Origin of the sequence: Devosia subaequoris (genome assembly GCF_014197055.1) — a bacterium.
GTDB lineage: Bacteria > Pseudomonadota > Alphaproteobacteria > Rhizobiales > Devosiaceae > Devosia > Devosia subaequoris.
Genome location: NZ_JACIEW010000005.1, coordinates 231,540 through 250,087 on the forward strand (window position 1 = coordinate 231,540; position 18,548 = coordinate 250,087).

Below are 18,548 nucleotides of genomic sequence, written 5' to 3' on the forward strand. Positions count from 1 at the left end.
CCATTTCCTAAACAAGGCGTAGCAACCGCGCCACAATCGAGGAGACGGCTATGACCACAAATAAAACGGAACAGCCGGGCGCTAGTCGCTCCGGAATCGAACAGCGCGCTGCGCAAGACGCCGGTGGCGCAGCCCAGAAGGTCCGGCAGGACTTCGATGCTGCAGTCAAAGAAGCGTCCAATGAAGCCGAGACACTCAAAAGTCAGGCTCAGGACAAAATCGGAGAAGCAAGCGAGGGGGCGAAGTCATTCGCTTCTGACCAGAAAAAGCTCGCAGCGAGCCAGATTACCGGAATTGCCTCGGCGATCTCGAAGGTCGCAGACGAGTTGGAAGGCGACCAGGCGACAACTGCCCGCTATGCGCGCGATCTGGCCAAAGGGCTCGATCGCTTCGGCAAGGAAGTCGAGGGACGAAGTGTGGACGAGTTGATGAGTGATGCCCAGGACTTCGGCCGTAGGCAGCCCTTGGCATTCCTGGGTGCTGCAGCACTGGCAGGCTTTGTCGCCAGCCGTTTTGCTGGCGCGTCCGCGCAGCGCAAGCAGACCGGCTCCGAAACCGCAGTGCCGGGGTCAGCAGCTTCAGGCACAACCTATGGCCGGACGAGTGCGGGCGGTGTCAACCCAACCAGTGGTGGCTCCGCCTATGGCCAATCGAGCAGCAATTTTGCAGGAGGTGGCAATGTCTCAAACAAATGAAGATCGCACGCTTTCTGAACTTCTCAATGGCCTGGTGGGCGACATATCGGGCCTGTTCCGAAAGGAAATCCAACTCGCCAAGGCCGAAACTTCGGAGAAAGTCGGCCAAATGATGGGCGGCGTCGTCTCGCTGGTGATCGGTGGCGTATTGGCTCTAGGCGCACTCGGCGTGCTGCTCAGTGGGGCGGTGACAGTCATTGCTGCAATACTTGTAGCCCAAGGCATGGGCGCGACCATCTCTACCGCAATTGCGGCCGGCATCGTCACCGTGGTCGTGGGCGTTATTGGCTGGGTCTTCATTTCGAAGGGCCTCAACGCTCTCAAGGCTTCCAATCTCAATCTTAACCGCACCACGACCTCGCTGGGTCGCGATGCCGATGTCGTCAAGGAGAGGCTGTGATGGCTCACGAAGACACTAAAAGTTCCGCTCAATTGCAACGCGAAGTCGACCAGCAGCGCGCCCGCCTCGAAGATCGCATCGACGGCATTCAGCAAAAGCTATCGCCCGGTCAGTTGATCGATGAACTGATGGCTTACACTAAGGACGGCGGCGGAGAATTCATCTCCAGTCTGCAACGCAATGTGACGGCCAACCCACTGCCGGTGGCCCTGCTCGGCGTAAGTCTCGCCTGGCTCATGGCCAAGCCGGCCTCTGCCCCGGTCGATACGGACGCACAGTGGGACGACAGCATCAATGCCCGGCGCGGCTATGGTGGTGAAGTGGACGACTACCCAGTTGCCACCATCTCCGGCTCCAGCATGAAGCGGGTGTCGCACAAGCGCGACGAGAGCGGAATGCATTTCAGCGAATTCGCCGACGAGGCCGGAAAGAAATACCGGGCTGCGTCAGACGAGGCTGGACGGCGCGCCGGGCATTTCATGGATGAAACCGGCAAACGCTTTCGCGGGTTCACGGATGGCACCGGCAAACAGGTCGAGCATTTCCGGGACGAGGCCGGGAACCTGATGGATGAAGCGAGCGGCTGGGCTTCGCATGGCTGGCAGCAAGCGCGGGATAAGATGGGCGATGCCCAGAATGCCGTGCGCCAGGGTATCGCGGGTGGCAAGGCAAAGGCCACACAAGCGACGCACGCGATGGGTGAGCAGATGAATACGCTCAATCAGACCATCGTCAGCCAGTTCCGCGATCAGCCATTGGTCGCTGGAGCCCTGGCCTTTGCTGTTGGCGCGGCCTTTGGTTCGGCCCTTCCCCACACCGAGCAAGAGGACAAATTGATGGGCGATGCGGCCGATGCAGCAAAGTCTCGAGCCGGACGGGAAGCCGAGCGCCTCTACGACGAGGGGCGCGAACGGGCGGAGGCGATTTATGATGAAGCCTCGGAGCGCGCCGGCAAATTGTACCAGGACGCTCGAGAAGGCGTGGCCGGCGCCAGCGAGACCAAGGATGGCGCGAAGCGCTCTCAATAAATCCTCATGGGCGGACCACCGGTCCGCCCATCTTTTATGGAGATCTCATGGCCGAGACAGTCAAGCCAACCGGGCAGCCAGGCCGCGGTCGTCACGCCAATGACCCGAGCAAAATTCCTCCGCGCGGGTGGAAGGACATTGTCTGGCGTATCTATGGCGACATTACCGAGAGCCGTGTCCTGCTGACAGCGGCGGGTGTCACCTTCTACTTGCTGTTATCACTGGTACCGACCCTGACCGCCTTCGTATCGCTTTACGGGCTTTTCAACGACCGTGCGAGCGTGCTTGAGCACGTCGAACTGTTGCGAGGGATTGTCCCTCCCGGGGCACTGTCCATTGTCAATGAACAGCTGGAGAGGTTGACCGCAGAAAGTGGCAACACGCTGGGCTGGACCCTGTTGGTGTCTCTAGCCATTGCGTTGTGGAGCGCCAGCGCGGGTGTGAAAGCCATGTTCGAGGCGATGAATGTTGCCTACCACGAGCAGGAAGAGCGGTCCTTCATCGCACTCAATGCAACAGCGCTTCTGTTCACGCTTGGCGGTGCAGTAGCCGCCATGCTTGTGCTGACAGTCGTCGTCATCATGCCTCCGCTTGTACGGCTGCTGCCGGGTGAAGGACTGGAGTGGCTTGTGAGGATAGGTAGCTATCTGGCCATGTTGGTGGTGGTCTCGCTCATGATCGCTGCCCTGTATCGCTGGGGCGCCAGCCGGCAGGATGCAAAGTGGCGCTGGATCACTCCAGGCGCGGTCGTTTCCGTTCTGGCGCTGGGCGCGGGATCTGTGGCGCTATCGTGGTACGTGGCCAATTTCGCTGACAATAACGCAACCTATGGTTCACTGGGTGCCGTCATCGGTCTGATGACCTGGCTTTGGATATCTTCCACGCTGGTTATCATAGGGGCCGTTTTAAACTCGGAGATTGAGCATCAGTCGATGCGGGACTCGACCACCGGGGCATGGGCGCCAATGGGTGAGCGCGGCGCGCATGTCGCTGACACGTTGGGCGAGCCCTGGCCAGATGATGCGGCCCCGCAACCGGCCTATGAGCGCGAACGCGAGCGCATTTCGTGGGGCGCGTTGGCATTTGCCGCGCCGGCTGCATTGGTGCTGCTGGCGTCCGAGCGTCGGAGTGCGCGAGGGCAGCCGGGAGCAGCACAGGCAGGCGGCATCACGCCCACCAGTACAGGGCAAAGGGACAAATGAAGAAGACTGCCCAGGCGGTCAGCAGGATGGCAGGCGCGCGCGAGGAAAACTTCCGACCGGCGTGTTGGCGCATTTCTGTCCGGCGTCGGCTGTCTTCGTCCAGCGCCAGCGTAAATGGACGCAACTCTGCATTCCGGTCTATCAGGTCGCTTTCTCGATCACGCCAATGCGTGATGGCCTGTTCAGCTGCCCGGAGCGCTGGCCTTGCCTCAATAATCAAAGCTGCACCCAGCAAGGCGAGGAACGGCGGCACGATAAGGGTGAACGGGCCGTCCCATTCGCCGAAGGCGGCGCTCAATACCGATCCATAGGCGATGACGAGAAAGGATTGCGACGAAATCAGAGCATTCAGACGACTGTTGAGAAGAGTGATTTCGGCGCGGATTTCTGCGCGTATACGGTCGAGTTCATCGGTTTTTGACATGTTGCTAGCGTAAAAAATATGATTTGTCCTGCCGGACCTAATCACATGCGGCGGCGAGGGTTCCTTTGAGGAGCCCTGATTTCTGTTCCCGCCCGATCGGCTGGGGCCTGCCGGTGATTTATTTCGCGCCGCTTCGCATGAAATAACCGAGCGTTTTCAATGATCGTTTTGAGAGTGGTGCGTTGCAACCAGTGCTGTTTTCCAAGGGGGTCGAGCCAGGCTGCCAAGATCGTGACTGGTGTCGCGCTGTCGACGCGAAGCCATGAAACGCTGCCGCCATGGCGGTACTCAGGTCTGATTTGGCGCATTGGGCCGAAGCAGGCATGATCAGGACGCAAAAAGCCTGTGCTGGTGCATCGCCCGGCCGGAACACAGGGGCAAATCGAGTGGGCGGATAAAGGCAGGCAACCATGCCCGGGAACACCTTTCTTTCTCCAATGCTGGCGGCCGGCGCCATTCTGCTCAGTGTGGCTCTGCTGATCATGGGCAATGGCCTGCAGGTCATGCTGCTGCCTATTCGCGGCGGGCTGGAGGGTTTTTCTCCCTTTGAGGTTGGCCTGTTGGGGTCAGGCTATTTTCTCGGCTTCGTGGTGGGCTGCGTGCTGACGCCGCGCCTGATCATGCGCGCGGGGCACATCCGTACGTTTGCCGCGCTGGTTTCAATCGCTTCGGCGGCGGCGCTGGGTTATCCCATTGGGGTGGAATCCATGGTCTGGATTGCCCTGCGCATGATCACCGGATTCTGCCTGGCCGGCCTTTACCTGGTGGTGGAGAGCTGGCTCAACGATCAAGCGACCAATGAAACCCGCGGCGCGCTGATTTCGATCTATGTCACGGTCAATTTCACCGTTATCACCCTAGGGCAGATGCTGGTTACGCTGTTCCAGCCCGACAGCTTCGTGCTGTTTTCCATCGCCTCGGTGCTGGTGTCGCTGGCGGCAGTGCCCATTGTGATGACACGATCGAGCCAGCCGGCACCCATCACCATCGTGCGGTTCCGGCCTGTGCGCATGTTCCGCCTGTCGCCCACCGGCACGGTTTCCATTTTTCTGATCGGCATGGCGACCGGTTCGTTCTGGTCGCTGGGGCCGGCCTATGCCAGCGCGGCCAGCGGCAGCATTCGCGATGCGGCGTTGTTCATGAGTGCCGCCGTTTTGGGCGGCGCTGTATTGCAATGGCCGGCCGGCAAGATCTCCGACACCATGGATCGCCGCCAGGTGTTGATCGGGCTGGCGCTGTTTTCCATTGTCGCCGGCGGGGTTCTGGTGGTCCTGCCCTACGCCACCTGGCCATGGCTGGCCATCGGCTTTGCCTTCGGGGCCGGGCTCTTACCCTGCTATGCCATTGCGGCTGCCCATGTTTTCGACTTCGCCGACCGAGCCGACTATGTCGAGGTGTCCGCCGGCCTGTTGCTGATCAATGGCATCGGCTCGACCATCGGTCCCTTGGTCTCCTCCCTCAGTTTTGAATTGCTGGGCCCCACCGGAATCTTTGTTACCAATGGCGTGGTGTTTGCCATTCTGGTGGCGTTCGTCATCGTGCGACTGGCCCGCCGCGAGGGTCTGCCAGAGGAGGAAAAGCAGAATTTCGATCTTGGTACCAGTGCCGCCGTTTCGGTGGTGGCGGACGAAGAAGCCATTCAGCTCAGCGATTTGGTGATCGAGGATCCCCTGGAGACCCAAACCGAAACCACAGACCCTGTTCATTAACGGCCTGGCACATGTCGAAGCCGTCAAATAAATCATACCAATGTCTGGCTCTTGCCGGGCAAAGCCATTAGCTTGGCGCCACATTCCAGATTCAAAACCCCCACAATCGAGACGATCCATGGCCGAGCCTACTCTATTCGCCCGCTTCGTAGCTCTTGTCGGCGGCGCCGCCGTTGCCATCCGCCATTCGGGCGACGGTCCCAAGCCGCACGCCTTCGGTACGACGCCGTCCATTCCCGACCCCAAGCCGCAGGGCAAGATTCCGACGCTGAAAATGCCGACGGCCAAAGGCTGGGAAGGCAATCACATGCCGACCCCGGCTGCGGGCCTCAAGGTCAATGCCTTTGCCCGTGATTTGGTGCATCCGCGCAATATGCATGTTTTGCCCAATGGCGATGTGCTGGTAGCCGAGTCCATGGGCGAGGAGGGGTCCGGCCCGCGCTCCATTTTCGATCATGCCATGCACGCGACCATGAAGCGGGCGCGGGCGGCAGGAAAAAGCCCCAACCGTGTCACCTTGCTGCGCGATGCGGATGGCGATGGCGTGGCCGAGGAGCGTCACGCCTATATCGAAAATGTCCGTCAGCCCTTCGGTATCGCGCTGATTGGCGACACGCTTTACGTTGGCGCCTCCGATGCGGTGCTGGCCTATCCCTATGTGGCCGGTGAGACGAAGATCACCACGCCCGGCAAGAAGATCATGGACCTGATTCCGGGAGGACACTGGACGCGCAATCTGATCGCTTCCAAGGACGGCTCCAAGCTCTATGTGGCCGTTGGTTCGCTGAGCAATATCGGCGACCAGGGCATGGCCGCAGAAGAAAACCGGGCCTGTATCCACGAACTGGATCTGGCGACCGGCAAGTCGCGCATATTCGGTTCCGGCCTGCGCAATCCGGTGGGCATGGCTTGGGAGCCCGAGGGCGGCCACCTCTGGACCGTGGTCAATGAGCGCGACGGGCTGGGCGATGAGACCCCACCCGACTATCTGACTTCGGTGGTCGATGGCGGCTTTTATGGTTGGCCCTATTGCTATTGGGACCGTGTCGTAGACGATCGCGTGCCGCAGGATCCCGCCAAGGTTGCAAGCGCCAAGCAGCCCGATTTCGCCCTGGGGGGCCATACTGCTTCGTTGGGTCTGTGCTGGTTGCCCGAAGGCACGCTGCCCGGTTTCCCCGCCGGCATGGCCATTGGCCAGCATGGCTCGTGGAATCGCTCCAAGCTGTCCGGCTACAAGCTGGCCTTCGTCGAATTCCAGAACGGCAAGCCGGTTGGCATGCCGCGCGAGATCCTTGGCAATTTCCTCTCGCCCGACGAGAAGTACTCCTATGGACGTCCGGTTGGCGTGGCACTGGCCTCTGATAATGCCGTGCTGATGGCCGACGATGTGGGCGACGTTATCTGGCGCGTGACCGGCGCCTGAATTTCAGGCTCGTGAACGCAAAAACGCCGCGGTCTGCCGCGGCGTTTTTTGTTGGTGAACAGCGATCAATCAGGTCGGTGCAACCCTGCCGCCCAGTTCGTCCTCGATGTGGGCGCGCACGATGTCGTCAAAGCTCGCCTCGGCGACGAACCCCAGATCCAGGGCGCGCCGCGCGTCAAAATTTTGGGGCCAGCCGGCCACGATCCGCGCAATGGTCTCGTCGGGCTCGCGGCGGATCAGGCGGGTCGCGGCAACCCCACCGAACCGCTCGAGTGCAGCAATCTCCTCGGCAATGGTTGCCGAGAGGCCCGGCATGGTCAGGGTTCGACGCTGGCCGAGCGGAGCTGTGTCAAGCGCAGCGGCCTGAAGCAGGAAACCAATGGCGGCGCGGGGGCTGGCGAACCAGTGGCGGACGCTCTCGTCAACCGGAAGCACCGCCTCCATGCCGTTGAGCGGTTCGCGGATAATGCCGGAGAAGAAGCCAGAGGCCGCCTTGTTAGGCTTGCCGGGACGCACGGCAATGGTGGGCAGGCGAATGCCGATACCGTCGACGAAGCCGCGGCGCGAATAGTCGGCCAGCAAAAGCTCACAGATCGCTTTTTGTGTGCCGTAGCTGGTCAAGGGTGTGTGGGCCATGTCATCGGGAATGGCAGGGGGCAGGGGCTCGCCAAAAACCGCGATGGACGAGGTGAAGACGAGGCGCGGGCAATAAGGCTCGTTCATGCCCTGCTGCCGAATGGCCTCGAGCAGGAAGCGGGTGCCATCGAGATTGATGGCATAACCCTTTTCGAAATCGGCCTCTGCCTCGCCCGATACAATGGCGGCCAGGTGAAAGACCACGTCCGGTCTGTCGGCCACCAGCTTTGCGGCTGCTCCGGGGACAGAGAGATCGGTGGCGTGGGAGTTGCAAGGAATAGCGGAAACAGGCGTGTCGGGCGCGACAACATCCGCCAGCGTGATCTTATCGATGGGATCTGCGCCGACCGCGCCGGCCGACAATAGTGCCATAGTGAGTTTGCGGCCGACCATGCCGGCGGCGCCGATAATCAGAATATGCATGTGAAAATTCCTCCGCCCGCTATTGAGCATTGGCGGGGCCTAGAGGTCCAGTGGCGACAATAAATCGGGCCGGTGTCTTCTGACACCGGCCCGATATGGTCTGGGGCGGAGGTGGCGGTCCGCCACAAGCCGCTCCTTAGTTGAAGCGATAGCGAACCGTACCGCGCACTTCGTGGACGAAGTTGTTCTTCACCGAATAGGGGAAGGTGGACGAGCTATTGGCGATATCGTGAATGTAAAGGCCACGGTAACCTACGTCAGCCACGACCTGGCCAAAATCATATCCAACGCCAACCATGGCTGCCGCAGCTGGGCTGGTGTTGCTTCCCCAGGTGTCCGGAAGGGCCGAGCCCTGCGTGACCATGCGATTAAATGCGACGCCGGCGCCGGCGCCGACATAGCCGAACATACCGCCTGCAGCACCGTAACCGTAGTCATTGCCCAGACCGAAATCGTAATAGGCGTTGGCGAGCACCACTGTGGAGCGCAGTGAAAGCTGATGGGGGCCTCGCGTTAGGGCGGCGTTTGCACTGGCACCAATAGTCGTCTGCAAGCCCTCGGTCTGCAGATGGTCAACGGTGGCATCAAAGCGCCAACCCGTCCCGGTTTCGAAGCCCACACCAACGCCGGCAGAATAACCATAGCCAAACTGGTCGATGGCATGCGTGTTTCCGGTTGCAAGGGTCGTATGTGTGACCTCTGGCGCCCAATGCAGGTTCAGCCCGGCGCTGCCGCGCAGGTAGAACGATCCGGAATAGCCGTGGTCCACATCGGGGATTTCGATGACGGGTGGGTAGTAGGGCAGATCGGCAGCTACAGCTTGCCCTGCAATTATGGTCGCTCCTGCGACCAGTACTGCGGCGGTTAGGTTACGCATAACGAAGGTCCTTTGGTTGCCACGACACCAAGTCGATTGCGACCAATATCGGGCAAACTTCTTAAAGCGCACTTAACCTAAAGAATTAACCCTAACGCCAAGCCACCATCGTCAGTTCACAAAGCACCATCCGCGCCTCTGCTCGTTATTGCTTTGGTAATATTTGGCGTGAGGTATCAGGCCACCTGGCGGATGGCGGCTTCGATCTGGCCGACCACGGTTTCCACCAGCATGGCATCGTCTGCCTCGCCCATTACCCGGATCACCGGTTCGGTGCCCGAGGCGCGGACAACCAGGCGCCCGCCACTGCCCAGCATGGCCTGACCATCGGCAATAGCTTGAATGACCTGCTTGTGCTCAAGCGGCTTGCCGGCCTTGAACTTCACGCTGCGCAGCAGTTGCGGGACTTTTTCAAAGCGGGCGCAAATCTCCGAAATCGGGCGGTCCATCTGCTTGAGCACGGCCAACAATTGCAGGGCGGCCACAAGGCCATCACCCGTGGTGGTGAAGTCGGACAGGATAATGTGGCCGGACTGTTCGCCGCCGACGTTAAAGCCTTTCGATCGCATGGCTTCGAGCACGTAGCGATCGCCCACCTGAGTGCGTTCCAGGGTCAGGCCGAGTGTGGTCAGGTGACGCTCCAGGCCAAGATTGGACATCACGGTGGCCACAATGCCGCCGCCGGTCAGCATCTGACGTTCCATCCAGCTTTCCGCGATAACGGCCATGAACTGATCGCCATCGACCACATGACCCTTTTCGTCAATGATGATGACGCGGTCGGCGTCGCCATCGAGCGCGATACCAATATCGGCGCGGACTTCCTTGACCTTGGCGGCCACGGCTTCGGGAGCGGTGGAGCCGACCTTGTAGTTGATGTTGAAGCCGTCGGGCTCTGCGCCGATGGTGAAGACCTCTGCGCCCAGTTCCCAGAGCGCGATCGGGGCGACCTTGTAGGCAGCGCCGTTGGCGCAGTCGAGCACGACGCGCAGGCCGGAAAGGTCGATGTTCCGGGGCAGGGTGCGCTTGGCATATTCGATATAACGCGTGCGCGCTTCCTCGTCGCGATGGGCACGTCCGATATCGCGGCCCCTGGCGAGATGGCGCGTCATATCGCTGTCGATCAGCTTTTCGATCTCCAGTTCAATCTGATCGCTGAGCTTGTACCCATCGGGCCGGAACAGCTTGATGCCGTTATCGTCATAGGGATTGTGCGAGGCAGAGATCATCACGCCGAGGTCGGCGCGCAGCGAGCGGGTCAGCATGGCCACGGCCGGGGTGGGCATGGGGCCAAGCAGATAGACATCCATGCCCACGGCGGTGAAGCCGGCGGTCAGGGCCTGCTCGATCATATAACCGGAACGCCTTGTATCCTTGCCGATGACGACGCGATTGCGATGGTCACCGCGGACGAACTTCGTGCCGGCCGCCATGCCAACCTTGAGCGCCAGTTCAGGGGTCAGTTTGGTGCCATTGGCCAAACCACGAATGCCGTCGGTACCAAAATATTTGCGGGCCATAGGCGCGTCCCCCGATTCACTGGTGTTGCGTGGATAATACCACTTTGGATGGGAAATAGCGGAGTGTTCGACAAGAAAAAAGGGCCGCCATGCGGCGACCCTTAATGAAGATGCCTAATTGCCTCAGCTTTCGGGCTGCGGTTCCATGCCCGGCTCGGGTGGTGCGTCCGGGCGCTTCTTGTTGGACTTGCCAGCCGAGGGCACGCCCGAGGCCTTGGGGGCAGTCGGGCCACCGTTGTCGTCGGGGCGCTCGGGCTGCTTGCCATCCATGAGGGCGCGCAACTCGTCACCGGTCAGGGTTTCAAATTCGAGCAGGGCCTGCGCGATCGCTTCCCACTGGTCATGATAAGTGGTCAGGATATGGCGGGCGGACGCTTCGCCATCCTCGATCAGCTTGCGCACTTCCTGGTCGATGATGCGTGCCGTGTCGTCCGACATGTGCTGGGACTGCGTCACCGAATGGCCCAGGAACACTTCCTGGTCGTTCGACTTGTAGCGCACACGTCCGAGCTTCTCGCTCATGCCCCATTCCATGACCATGGAGCGGGCCAGAGCGGTGGCCATCTGAATATCGCCCGAGGCGCCGGAGGTCACCTTTTCGGGGCCGAACTTGATGATCTCGGCCTCGCGGCCACCGAAGAGCATGGTCAGGCGAGCAAGTGCCTTTTCACGGGAGAAGGAGTAGCTGTCGTTCTCGGGCAGAGTCATCACCATGCCCAGCGCGCGGCCGCGCGGAATGATGGTGGCCTTGTGGATCGGGTCGATACCGGCAACCTTCAATGCGATGATGGCGTGACCGGCCTCGTGATAGGCGGTCAGCTTCTTCTCGTCATCGGTCATGGCCATAGTGCGGCGCTCGGCGCCCATCATGATCTTGTCCTTGGCGTCCTCGAACTCCTGATGGGTGACGAAGCGCTTATTCTTGCGCGCCGCCATCAGGGCGGCCTCGTTGACCAGGTTCATCAGATCAGCACCGGAAAAACCGGGCGTACCACGGGCCAGCACCTTGAGGTCGACGTCAGGGGCCAGCGGCACCTTGCGGACGTGGACTTTCAAGACCTTTTCGCGGCCCGACACATCGGGATTGGGCACGACGACCTGGCGGTCGAAACGGCCGGGACGAAGCAGGGCTGGGTCGAGCACGTCGGGACGGTTGGTTGCGGCGATGAGGATAATGCCCTCATTGGCTTCAAAACCATCCATCTCAACCAGAAGCTGATTCAGCGTCTGCTCGCGCTCGTCGTTGCCGCCGCCGAGACCAGCGCCGCGCTGGCGACCGACGGCGTCGATTTCGTCGATAAAGATGATGCAGGGCGCGTTCTTCTTGGCCTGCTCGAACATGTCACGGACGCGGCTGGCGCCGACACCGACGAACATTTCCACGAAGTCGGAACCGGAAATGGTAAAGAAGGGCACATTGGCTTCACCGGCCACCGAGCGGGCCAGCAGGGTTTTACCAGTACCCGGAGGGCCGACCAGCAGCACACCGCGCGGAATACGACCACCCAGCCGCTGGAACTTGCCGGGGTCACGCAGGAACTCAACGATTTCCTCCAGGTCCTGCTTGGCTTCGTCGACGCCAGCGACGTCTTCGAAGGTCACCTTGCCCTGGGTTTCCGTCAGCAGCTTGGCGCGAGACTTGCCAAAGCCCATGGCGCCGCCACGTCCACCGCCCTGCATCTGGCGGATGAAGAAGAACCACACGCCGATGATGACGAGGAACGGCAACCAGCTCGAAAGCAGGATGGACCAGAACGGGCTCGATTCCGGGGCGCGAGCGGTGATGCTCACGTCGCGGTCTTCCAGCTTGGTGATCACATCGGCGCCATCGGGAATGATGGTCTCGAAACGGGTGCCGTCATTGAGTTGGCCGGACACCACATTGTCGGTGATGGTGACGGTGGAAACGCGCCCCGCATCGATGTCGGTGACGAACTGGCTGTAGCTCTTTTCAGCCACGGACATGGTGCGCGTGGACGACTGAAAGACCTGGAACAGGCCCATCAGCATAAAGAGAATGACCAGCCAGATGGCAAAGTTGCGGAAGTTTCCGTTCATCAAATCCTGTCCCGGAGAGGCGGGCGCACGGGGCGCGCCAGTATTGGGGCGAATGTAAGACCCCCAATGGGGCGTTACAAGGGCAAGACCTGTGCTGTTCCGGTCTTCCCGTCCAGTCATATTGTCGCGATGGGGTTAATACGCGGTGGCGAGACAAAGGATGCAGCCGTTCGCCATATTTTGCTAGATTGAGCGAACCGGGCGCGAGGGGAGCATATGCGCGTAGAGGTGACGACCAATATCGAGATCGCGCGACCACTGGCGGACGTCGCCAGCTATGCCTTCGAGCCGACCAATGCGCCGCAATGGTATGCCAACATAAAATCGGTGCGCTGGCGCACATCGCCGCCGGTTGCCGAAGGCAGCGAGATGGATTTCGTCGCCCATTTCCTGGGGCGGGAACTGGCCTATACCTATCGGGTAGTGGAATTGACCCACAATCGCCTGGTCATGCGCACGGCACAGGGACCATTCCCCATGGAAACCGCCTATCAGCTCCAGGCCACCGGCCCCGGCGGCACCCGCTTCTGCCTCACCAATCGCGGCGAGCCCAGGGGCTTTGTTGGTATAGTGGCGCCGATTGTGGCCGCGGCAATGAGGGCGGCAAACAGGAAGGATGTGGCGGCGTTGAAGCGGGTGTTGGAGAGCGGTATCCGCTAAGGTGATGAAATGCAAACGTACGGTGGCAGCTACCTGCGATCAGAGCGCGACAATACGTGCACTGGTAGATGAGTCTCGGTACTAACGTGGTTGCTTGCAACTCTTAGTCTACGGCTTGCCTTCAGGTACCTACTAAATCCGACAAAAAAGCCCCGGCTCATCACCGGGGCTCGTCAAATTTGATTTGCAGCGTTGACTAGGCGCCAGCCGCTTCCTTCACGGCTTCCTGTACCTTCTCGAACGCCCGCACTTCGATCTGGCGGATGCGTTCGCGGCTGACTTCGTAATGCTGGGCCAGCTCCTCTAGCGTCGAAGGGCTTTCCTGCAGGCGGCGGGCTTGGAAGATAGCGCGCTCGCGTTCGTTGAGCACATCCATCGCCTTGTTCAGCATGCCCATGCGCTCGGAATATTCCTCGCTTTCGCCCAGGCTGGTTTCCTGGTCGGGCGTATCGTCGACCAGCCAATCCTGCCATTCAGAGGCGCCTTCATCAGCGCGCATGGGCGAATTAAGCGATGCGTCACCCGACAGGCGCGAGTTCATCTGCACCACTTCGTCCTCGGTCACATTGAGAGTGGTGGCGATCTGCTTGATCTGATCGGGATGCAGCGAGCCGTCCTCAAGCGCAGCGATCTGCCCCTTTACCTTGCGCAGGTTGAAGAACAGCCGCTTCTGGGCCGCGGTGGTGCCAATCTTGACCAGGCTCCAGGAGCGCAGCACATATTCCTGAATGGCGGCGCGGATCCACCACATGGCATAGGTCGCCAGGCGGAAGCCCTTTTCGGGCTCGAACCGCTTGACGGCATGCATGAGGCCCACATTGCCTTCCGAGATCACCTCGGAAATGGGCAGGCCATAGCCGCGATAGCCCATGGCTATCTTGGCCACGAGGCGCAAATGACTGGTGATGAGCTTCTGGGCCGCACCGGGATCGGCGTGCTCCTTGTAGCGCTTGGCCAGCATATACTCTTCATCCGCTTCCAGCATGGGAAACTTGCGGATTTCCTGAAGATAGCGGCTGAGGCCACCCTCGGAAGAGAGGACTGGTAAATTCGTTTGGGCCATGGACGCACCCCCTTTCAGCTTCCCCCGCATCACGCGGGCGGAAAATCCCTCGCCGTCCCTTAGGCACAGCGCCGGAATATGAGGACTATATAAGTTGCAGTTTGGCGAATTTAAGAGGCCAGGGAGAATCTAACGTTACATCCTGGACAGGGTTCCCGCTGGCACTTCACCTTTCATCGTCAATATACGATGAAATCATCCGGAGGAGAAAACACTTTGGTGTGACAGCGCCCTTTCGCGGCTGTCGTAAGCTGATTAATCTGGGTTCATGTCAGATCCCGTCATTATGCCTGTTCCGGTCTTTTCTCTTCTGTGCAATGCGGCGTTCGCGCTGCGGCGCGAGGTCTTTGTGTGGGAACAAAAGGTCCCGCAAGAAGAAGAGCACGACGATTACGACATGACGGCCACTCATTTCGTCGCCCTGGTCGATGGCGAGGTAGTCGGCACGTTGCGGCTGATCGATCTGCCTGAGCACACCAAGATCGGCCGAGTAGCGGTCCACCAGGCCTTTCGCGGTCGCGGCATTGCGCGCAAGCTGATCGCCGCTGCCATGGCGCATGCACGGACACGCGGTCAGGATCGGTTTTACCTGACCGCGCAATCGGACAAGCTGGGCTTTTACGAAAGCCTGGGCTTTGTCGCCTTCGGTCCCGAACTTATGGATGGCGGCATGCCGCATCGGGCTATGCGCGATTATGACAAGCAGAGCGCTGAGCTGGTCGATTAGCAGTTCGTTAACGCATTAACCCGGGTCTGTCTGGCCGGCCATTGGGCTTGCGCTATTGTAGACTTGTCGACCTTCGTGCGCGTCCCATGCCGCGCCGCCGAAGGATCGACCGGCGTGACCGCAGACACGCTCGGGACGCACAACTAAACATAACCCGGTTAACCGGGAGGCAGATAAGGCCGGCGCTGCAAGTCAGTTGCCGGCTTTTTCTATTGGTTCCAGCAGTTGGCTCAAAAAAAGTTGCGGAACGGGTCGCCCATTACCTGCGTTCTTCGCTCATCAACGGGCCGCACGACACGCTACCGGCAAGTTTTGCGCCGCACGGCCCCGTTCACCTAAACAATGAACCTTTGGAGCTTACTATGATCCGCACCCTACTTACCAGTTCGGCTCTCGCGCTTGTGCTTGGTACGTCCGCGATCGCCCAGGACGCAACCACCACCGAAACGCCGACGACCACCGAGGCGCCAGCAACCGAGTTGGCACCTGCCAATGAAATGGCTCCGGCCGATGATGCGATGGCCCCGGCCGATCATGGCGCCATGGATACCATGGAAGCTCGCGAGCCCTGGGACATGTCGGCCGGCTACAATGCCGGTGAGGGCGACGCCTTGGTCTCTGAAGTGATGGGTGCGACGATCTTCTCAAGCGGCGCTGAAGATGCCGAACAGATCGGTTCCGTCAATGACCTGGTTATCTCTGCCGATGGCAAAATTCATGCCGTGGTGATCGGGGTTGGTGGCTTCCTCGGTATTGGCGAAAAGAATGTCGCTGTCGATTTCGCCGAGCTTGAGCACACGATTGCCTTCGACCAGACTGAGCGCTGGGTGCTGGCTACGACCGCCGATGCCCTGAATGCCGCACCGGAATTCGTCTGGGAAGAAAACCTGAATGGTGATCCGGCAATGGCACCAGCCGATCCGGCCATGGCCCCGGCTGAGCCTGCGGTGACGCCGGCTGATCAGACGATGGCACCTGCCAACGACACCATGGCGCCAGCTGATGATGCCATGGGCGCGGACCAGCGCATGATGCCGCGTGAAGGCTATGCCACCGTCGACGTCGAAGCCTTGACTGCCGAAAACCTGACCGGCGCAACCGTGATCGGACCCAATGATGATGACATCGCCGAGGTTGGCGACATCCTCCTCACTGAAGACGGCCAGATCGATGCCATGCTGATTGATTTCGGCGGCTTCCTGGGTATTGGCGAAAAGCGCGTCGCGGTGTCGCTGGATAACCTTGATTTCGCCGCCAACGAAAATGGCGACCTGATCATCTATTCGGATTTCACGCGCGAACAGCTTGAAGCACAGCCGGAGTATGACGAGTCGACTTACGCCGACGATCCGGCACAGCGCGCTACCGACCTCTAAGGTCAGCGCTCCATCCAATGCAAAAGGCCCGCTTCGGCGGGCCTTTTCGTGTCTGTCATAGTGAATTATTGACGGCGGTAGTGCATCCGCGCCACTTCGTCATATTCGGATTGTTCGACCTTGGCCTGCTCGTCTTTTTCGCGTTGGTGTTCGCGCTGGTCGAGCAGCTCGACCTTTTTCAAGTCCTCGAGGGCTTCGGCCAAAGCGTCCTGCGCGGCTTCGAGCTTGACCTTCATGTCATTGGCGGATGCCAGCAGATTGTCGCGGCGGGTCAGCGCGGCCTTGGCGAAGGTCGAATAGGCGAAATGAGCGGTGTCGGAAATACCGGTCTTGGTGTGCTCGATCTCGATCTGCTGGTCGAGTTCGGACGCCATGCGCTCGAAGTCGGCGACCATCATCTCGATCTGCGCAACCTGCCGGCGCTTCTCGTCAACCTGGAACTTCTTGAGCCGAATGAGGCTCTCGCTGCGCGATTTCAAGACCTGTACTCCTTACACATCAAGTCAGTTCCGGACCGGCTCACACACATTCAGCCTGCCCTTCAGGCCCGCGCATCCGCCTCGGCGATCAATCCGGCGAGCATGGCATAGCCCTCGGCAATCGTCGTGGTCTCGTCCCGTTGCTGGCCCAGAAAGGCTTCCAGCTTGGGGAAGATAGCGATGGCGCGGTCCACATTCGGATCTGACCCTTTCCGGTAAGCCCCCAGCCGGATCAGTTCCTCCATGTCCGAAAATATGGACATGAGCTCCCGCGCCCGAGACAGGGTGGGCCGAATCTCTTCGGGCACACAGCCTGGCATGGTCCGCGAGATGGACCGGAGCACATTGACGGCCGGGTAGCGTCCCCGTTCGGCAATGCCGCGCTCCATTACAATGTGACCATCGAGAATGCCGCGCACGGCATCGGCAATGGGCTCATTGTGATCATCACCTTCCACCAAAACGGTAAACAGTCCGGTAATGGAGCCCGAATTTGGTTTGCCGGGTCCCGCGCGCTCGAGCAGACGCGGCAGTTCGGTAAAGACGGTTGGTGGATAGCCCTTGGCCGTGGGCGGCTCGCCAATGGCCAGCCCAATTTCACGCTGGGCCATGGCAAAGCGGGTCAGGCTGTCCATCATGCAGAGCACGCGCCGGCCGCTGTCGCGGAAATATTCGGCGATCGACATCGAGATAAAAGCGGCCTGGCGGCGCATCAGCGCGGCTTCGTCGGATGTGGCCACCACCACCACAGCCCGCGCCAGTCCCTCTTCGCCGAGATATTCCTGGATGAACTCGTGCACTTCGCGCCCGCGCTCGCCGATGAGACCGATCACGGAAACATCGACATCGGTATTGCGGGCGAGCATCGACATCAGCACCGACTTGCCGACACCCGAGCCGGCAAAGATGCCCATGCGCTGGCCTTCGCACATGGTGGCAAAGGTATTGAGGCACCGCACGCCCAATTCGATCGGCTCGCCGACGCGGTCCCGGTCGTGCGCCGCCAGGGGCGACTGCCTCAGCGGATAGGACGTCGCCCCCATGGGCAGCGGGCCAAGGCCATCAATGGGTTCGCCCTTGGCATTGACGACCCGGCCCAACCAGCCCTCGGACGGATTGACCGAGCCGTCATGCCGGCGAAACACTGCCTTGCAGCCCAGCCGGACACCGCCCAGTTCGCCGAACGGCAGGCAGAGGGCATGGCCGTCGCGGAAGCCGATGATCTCAGCGCCAAGATGATGACCGTCGGTGGCCTCGATGACCACCCGCCCGCCCACACGCAGTTCGCGCACCGGGCCGACAATTTCGATCAGCAACCCTTGCACGGATTTGACCCGTCCAAACACTTCCACATCGTCTATGGCTTCGATGGCCGAGATCAGGGCCTTCATGTTCATGCCGCATTCCAGGGATCGTTCATCTTGCGGGTCCGGGAGGAGACCCGGGCGCCACAATTATGGTTTCTTCGGGTGCTCGATTCGGGCCGACTGACGAATCGGATGGTAACCGATCATTAACGCAAAAGCGCTACTGGCTGAGATGATCGGTGGATTGTGTCCTGTGGCGCAAATGTGGCCGAACTCCCTCCAAATGCCCTGAATGCCTGAGTCCTGAGAGTCTCTTGGAACTCTTTCTTAATGTAGTACCTTAAGAAATTTTCAGGTCATTTATCTAGATTTTTCAATAAGTTAAGATTAATTCATCCTAACGACGTTTGCGTATTGCGGATCAGAATTAAACTTTGTTAACTAGTTGGGCTTAGGCTTCAGTCATATCCAGTAGGGTTGGAGCGGGAAGGGCAGATTGGCTCGGCCTCCCGCGGGTTCCAGCAGGAACGAATGACAAGGG

General features: G+C 60.3%; 17 protein-coding genes. 9 read left to right on the forward strand and 8 right to left on the reverse strand.

Going from position 1 to position 18,548, the window contains the following annotated elements:
- Window positions 1-50 precede the first annotated feature (50 nt).
- From GGR20_RS11750 to GGR20_RS11765, 4 genes are read left to right on the forward strand one after another with little or no spacing between them, the layout of a single operon-like run.
- A complete protein-coding gene (locus GGR20_RS11750; RefSeq protein WP_183311487.1) occupies window positions 51-695 on the forward strand; it encodes a hypothetical protein in 645 nt (214 codons plus the stop codon).
- Window positions 679-1,095 carry a phage holin family protein gene (locus GGR20_RS11755; protein ID WP_183311489.1) on the forward strand — a complete coding sequence of 139 codons (417 nt, stop codon included), beginning with the start codon at window positions 679-681 and terminating at the stop codon, window positions 1,093-1,095. The genes GGR20_RS11750 and GGR20_RS11755 overlap by 17 nt, the downstream gene beginning before the upstream one ends.
- A complete protein-coding gene (locus tag GGR20_RS11760) occupies window positions 1,095-2,123 on the forward strand; it encodes a DUF3618 domain-containing protein (protein WP_183311491.1) in 1,029 nt (342 codons plus the stop codon). The genes GGR20_RS11755 and GGR20_RS11760 overlap by 1 nt, the downstream gene beginning before the upstream one ends.
- Before the next feature lie 47 nt (window positions 2,124-2,170).
- Window positions 2,171-3,325 (forward strand): YihY/virulence factor BrkB family protein, encoded by a 1,155-nt coding sequence (locus GGR20_RS11765; protein ID WP_183311492.1) that lies wholly within the window; start codon window positions 2,171-2,173, stop codon window positions 3,323-3,325.
- Here GGR20_RS11765 and GGR20_RS11770 read toward each other — a convergent pair.
- Window positions 3,291-3,749, reverse strand: coding sequence for a hypothetical protein (locus GGR20_RS11770; RefSeq protein WP_183311494.1), 459 nt, complete (start codon window positions 3,747-3,749; stop codon window positions 3,291-3,293). The two genes, GGR20_RS11765 and GGR20_RS11770, sit on opposite strands and share 35 nt — an antisense overlap.
- Before the next feature lie 410 nt (window positions 3,750-4,159).
- Between GGR20_RS11770 and GGR20_RS11775 the strand changes: the two genes are divergently transcribed.
- Together GGR20_RS11775 and GGR20_RS11780 are read left to right on the forward strand one after the other, a co-directional pair.
- On the forward strand, window positions 4,160-5,458 hold the full coding sequence (locus GGR20_RS11775; RefSeq protein ID WP_183311495.1) for an MFS transporter: 1,299 nt from the start codon (window positions 4,160-4,162) through the stop codon (window positions 5,456-5,458).
- A 118-nt stretch (window positions 5,459-5,576) separates the two neighbouring features.
- The gene (locus tag GGR20_RS11780; protein ID WP_183311497.1) at window positions 5,577-6,881 is read left to right on the forward strand and encodes a PQQ-dependent sugar dehydrogenase; all 1,305 of its coding nucleotides are present in this window, start codon (window positions 5,577-5,579) and stop codon (window positions 6,879-6,881) included.
- Window positions 6,882-6,950: 69 nt separating this feature from the next.
- Here the strand turns inward: GGR20_RS11780 and denD are convergent, their stop codons facing one another.
- The 4 genes from denD to ftsH form a co-directional block, all read right to left on the reverse strand.
- A complete protein-coding gene (gene denD / locus GGR20_RS11785) occupies window positions 6,951-7,940 on the reverse strand; it encodes a D-erythronate dehydrogenase (RefSeq protein WP_183311499.1) in 990 nt (329 codons plus the stop codon).
- Between the two features lie 136 nt (window positions 7,941-8,076).
- The gene (locus GGR20_RS11790; protein WP_183311501.1) at window positions 8,077-8,817 is read right to left on the reverse strand and encodes an outer membrane protein; all 741 of its coding nucleotides are present in this window, start codon (window positions 8,815-8,817) and stop codon (window positions 8,077-8,079) included.
- Window positions 8,818-8,993: 176 nt separating this feature from the next.
- Window positions 8,994-10,337 carry a phosphoglucosamine mutase gene (gene glmM / locus GGR20_RS11795; RefSeq protein ID WP_183311503.1) on the reverse strand — a complete coding sequence of 448 codons (1,344 nt, stop codon included), beginning with the start codon at window positions 10,335-10,337 and terminating at the stop codon, window positions 8,994-8,996.
- A gap of 123 nt (window positions 10,338-10,460) precedes the next feature.
- Window positions 10,461-12,395 carry an ATP-dependent zinc metalloprotease FtsH gene (gene ftsH, locus GGR20_RS11800; RefSeq protein WP_183311505.1) on the reverse strand — a complete coding sequence of 645 codons (1,935 nt, stop codon included), beginning with the start codon at window positions 12,393-12,395 and terminating at the stop codon, window positions 10,461-10,463.
- A 216-nt stretch (window positions 12,396-12,611) separates the two neighbouring features.
- On the opposite strand from ftsH, the gene GGR20_RS11805 reads away from it, so the two are divergent.
- Complete coding sequence (locus tag GGR20_RS11805; RefSeq protein ID WP_183311506.1) at window positions 12,612-13,055, forward strand: SRPBCC family protein; 444 nt, start codon at window positions 12,612-12,614, stop codon at window positions 13,053-13,055.
- Between the two features lie 196 nt (window positions 13,056-13,251).
- Here the strand turns inward: GGR20_RS11805 and rpoH are convergent, their stop codons facing one another.
- A complete protein-coding gene (gene rpoH / locus GGR20_RS11810) occupies window positions 13,252-14,118 on the reverse strand; it encodes an RNA polymerase sigma factor RpoH (protein WP_183311508.1) in 867 nt (288 codons plus the stop codon).
- A 268-nt stretch (window positions 14,119-14,386) separates the two neighbouring features.
- Here rpoH and GGR20_RS11815 point away from each other — a divergent pair, with 268 nt between their 5' ends.
- Both GGR20_RS11815 and GGR20_RS11820 read left to right on the forward strand, forming a co-directional pair.
- Window positions 14,387-14,845 (forward strand): GNAT family N-acetyltransferase, encoded by a 459-nt coding sequence (locus GGR20_RS11815; protein WP_183311510.1) that lies wholly within the window; start codon window positions 14,387-14,389, stop codon window positions 14,843-14,845.
- A 362-nt stretch (window positions 14,846-15,207) separates the two neighbouring features.
- A complete protein-coding gene (locus GGR20_RS11820; RefSeq protein ID WP_183311512.1) occupies window positions 15,208-16,221 on the forward strand; it encodes a PRC-barrel domain-containing protein in 1,014 nt (337 codons plus the stop codon).
- 65 nt (window positions 16,222-16,286) lie between these two features.
- Here GGR20_RS11820 and fliJ read toward each other — a convergent pair whose 3' ends face one another.
- Both fliJ and fliI read right to left on the reverse strand, forming a co-directional pair.
- Window positions 16,287-16,700 (reverse strand): flagellar export protein FliJ, encoded by a 414-nt coding sequence (fliJ, locus tag GGR20_RS11825; RefSeq protein WP_183311514.1) that lies wholly within the window; start codon window positions 16,698-16,700, stop codon window positions 16,287-16,289.
- 62 nt (window positions 16,701-16,762) lie between these two features.
- Window positions 16,763-18,091 carry a flagellar protein export ATPase FliI gene (gene fliI, locus GGR20_RS11830; protein WP_183311681.1) on the reverse strand — a complete coding sequence of 443 codons (1,329 nt, stop codon included), beginning with the start codon at window positions 18,089-18,091 and terminating at the stop codon, window positions 16,763-16,765.
- Between the last annotated feature and the right edge of the window lie 457 nt (window positions 18,092-18,548).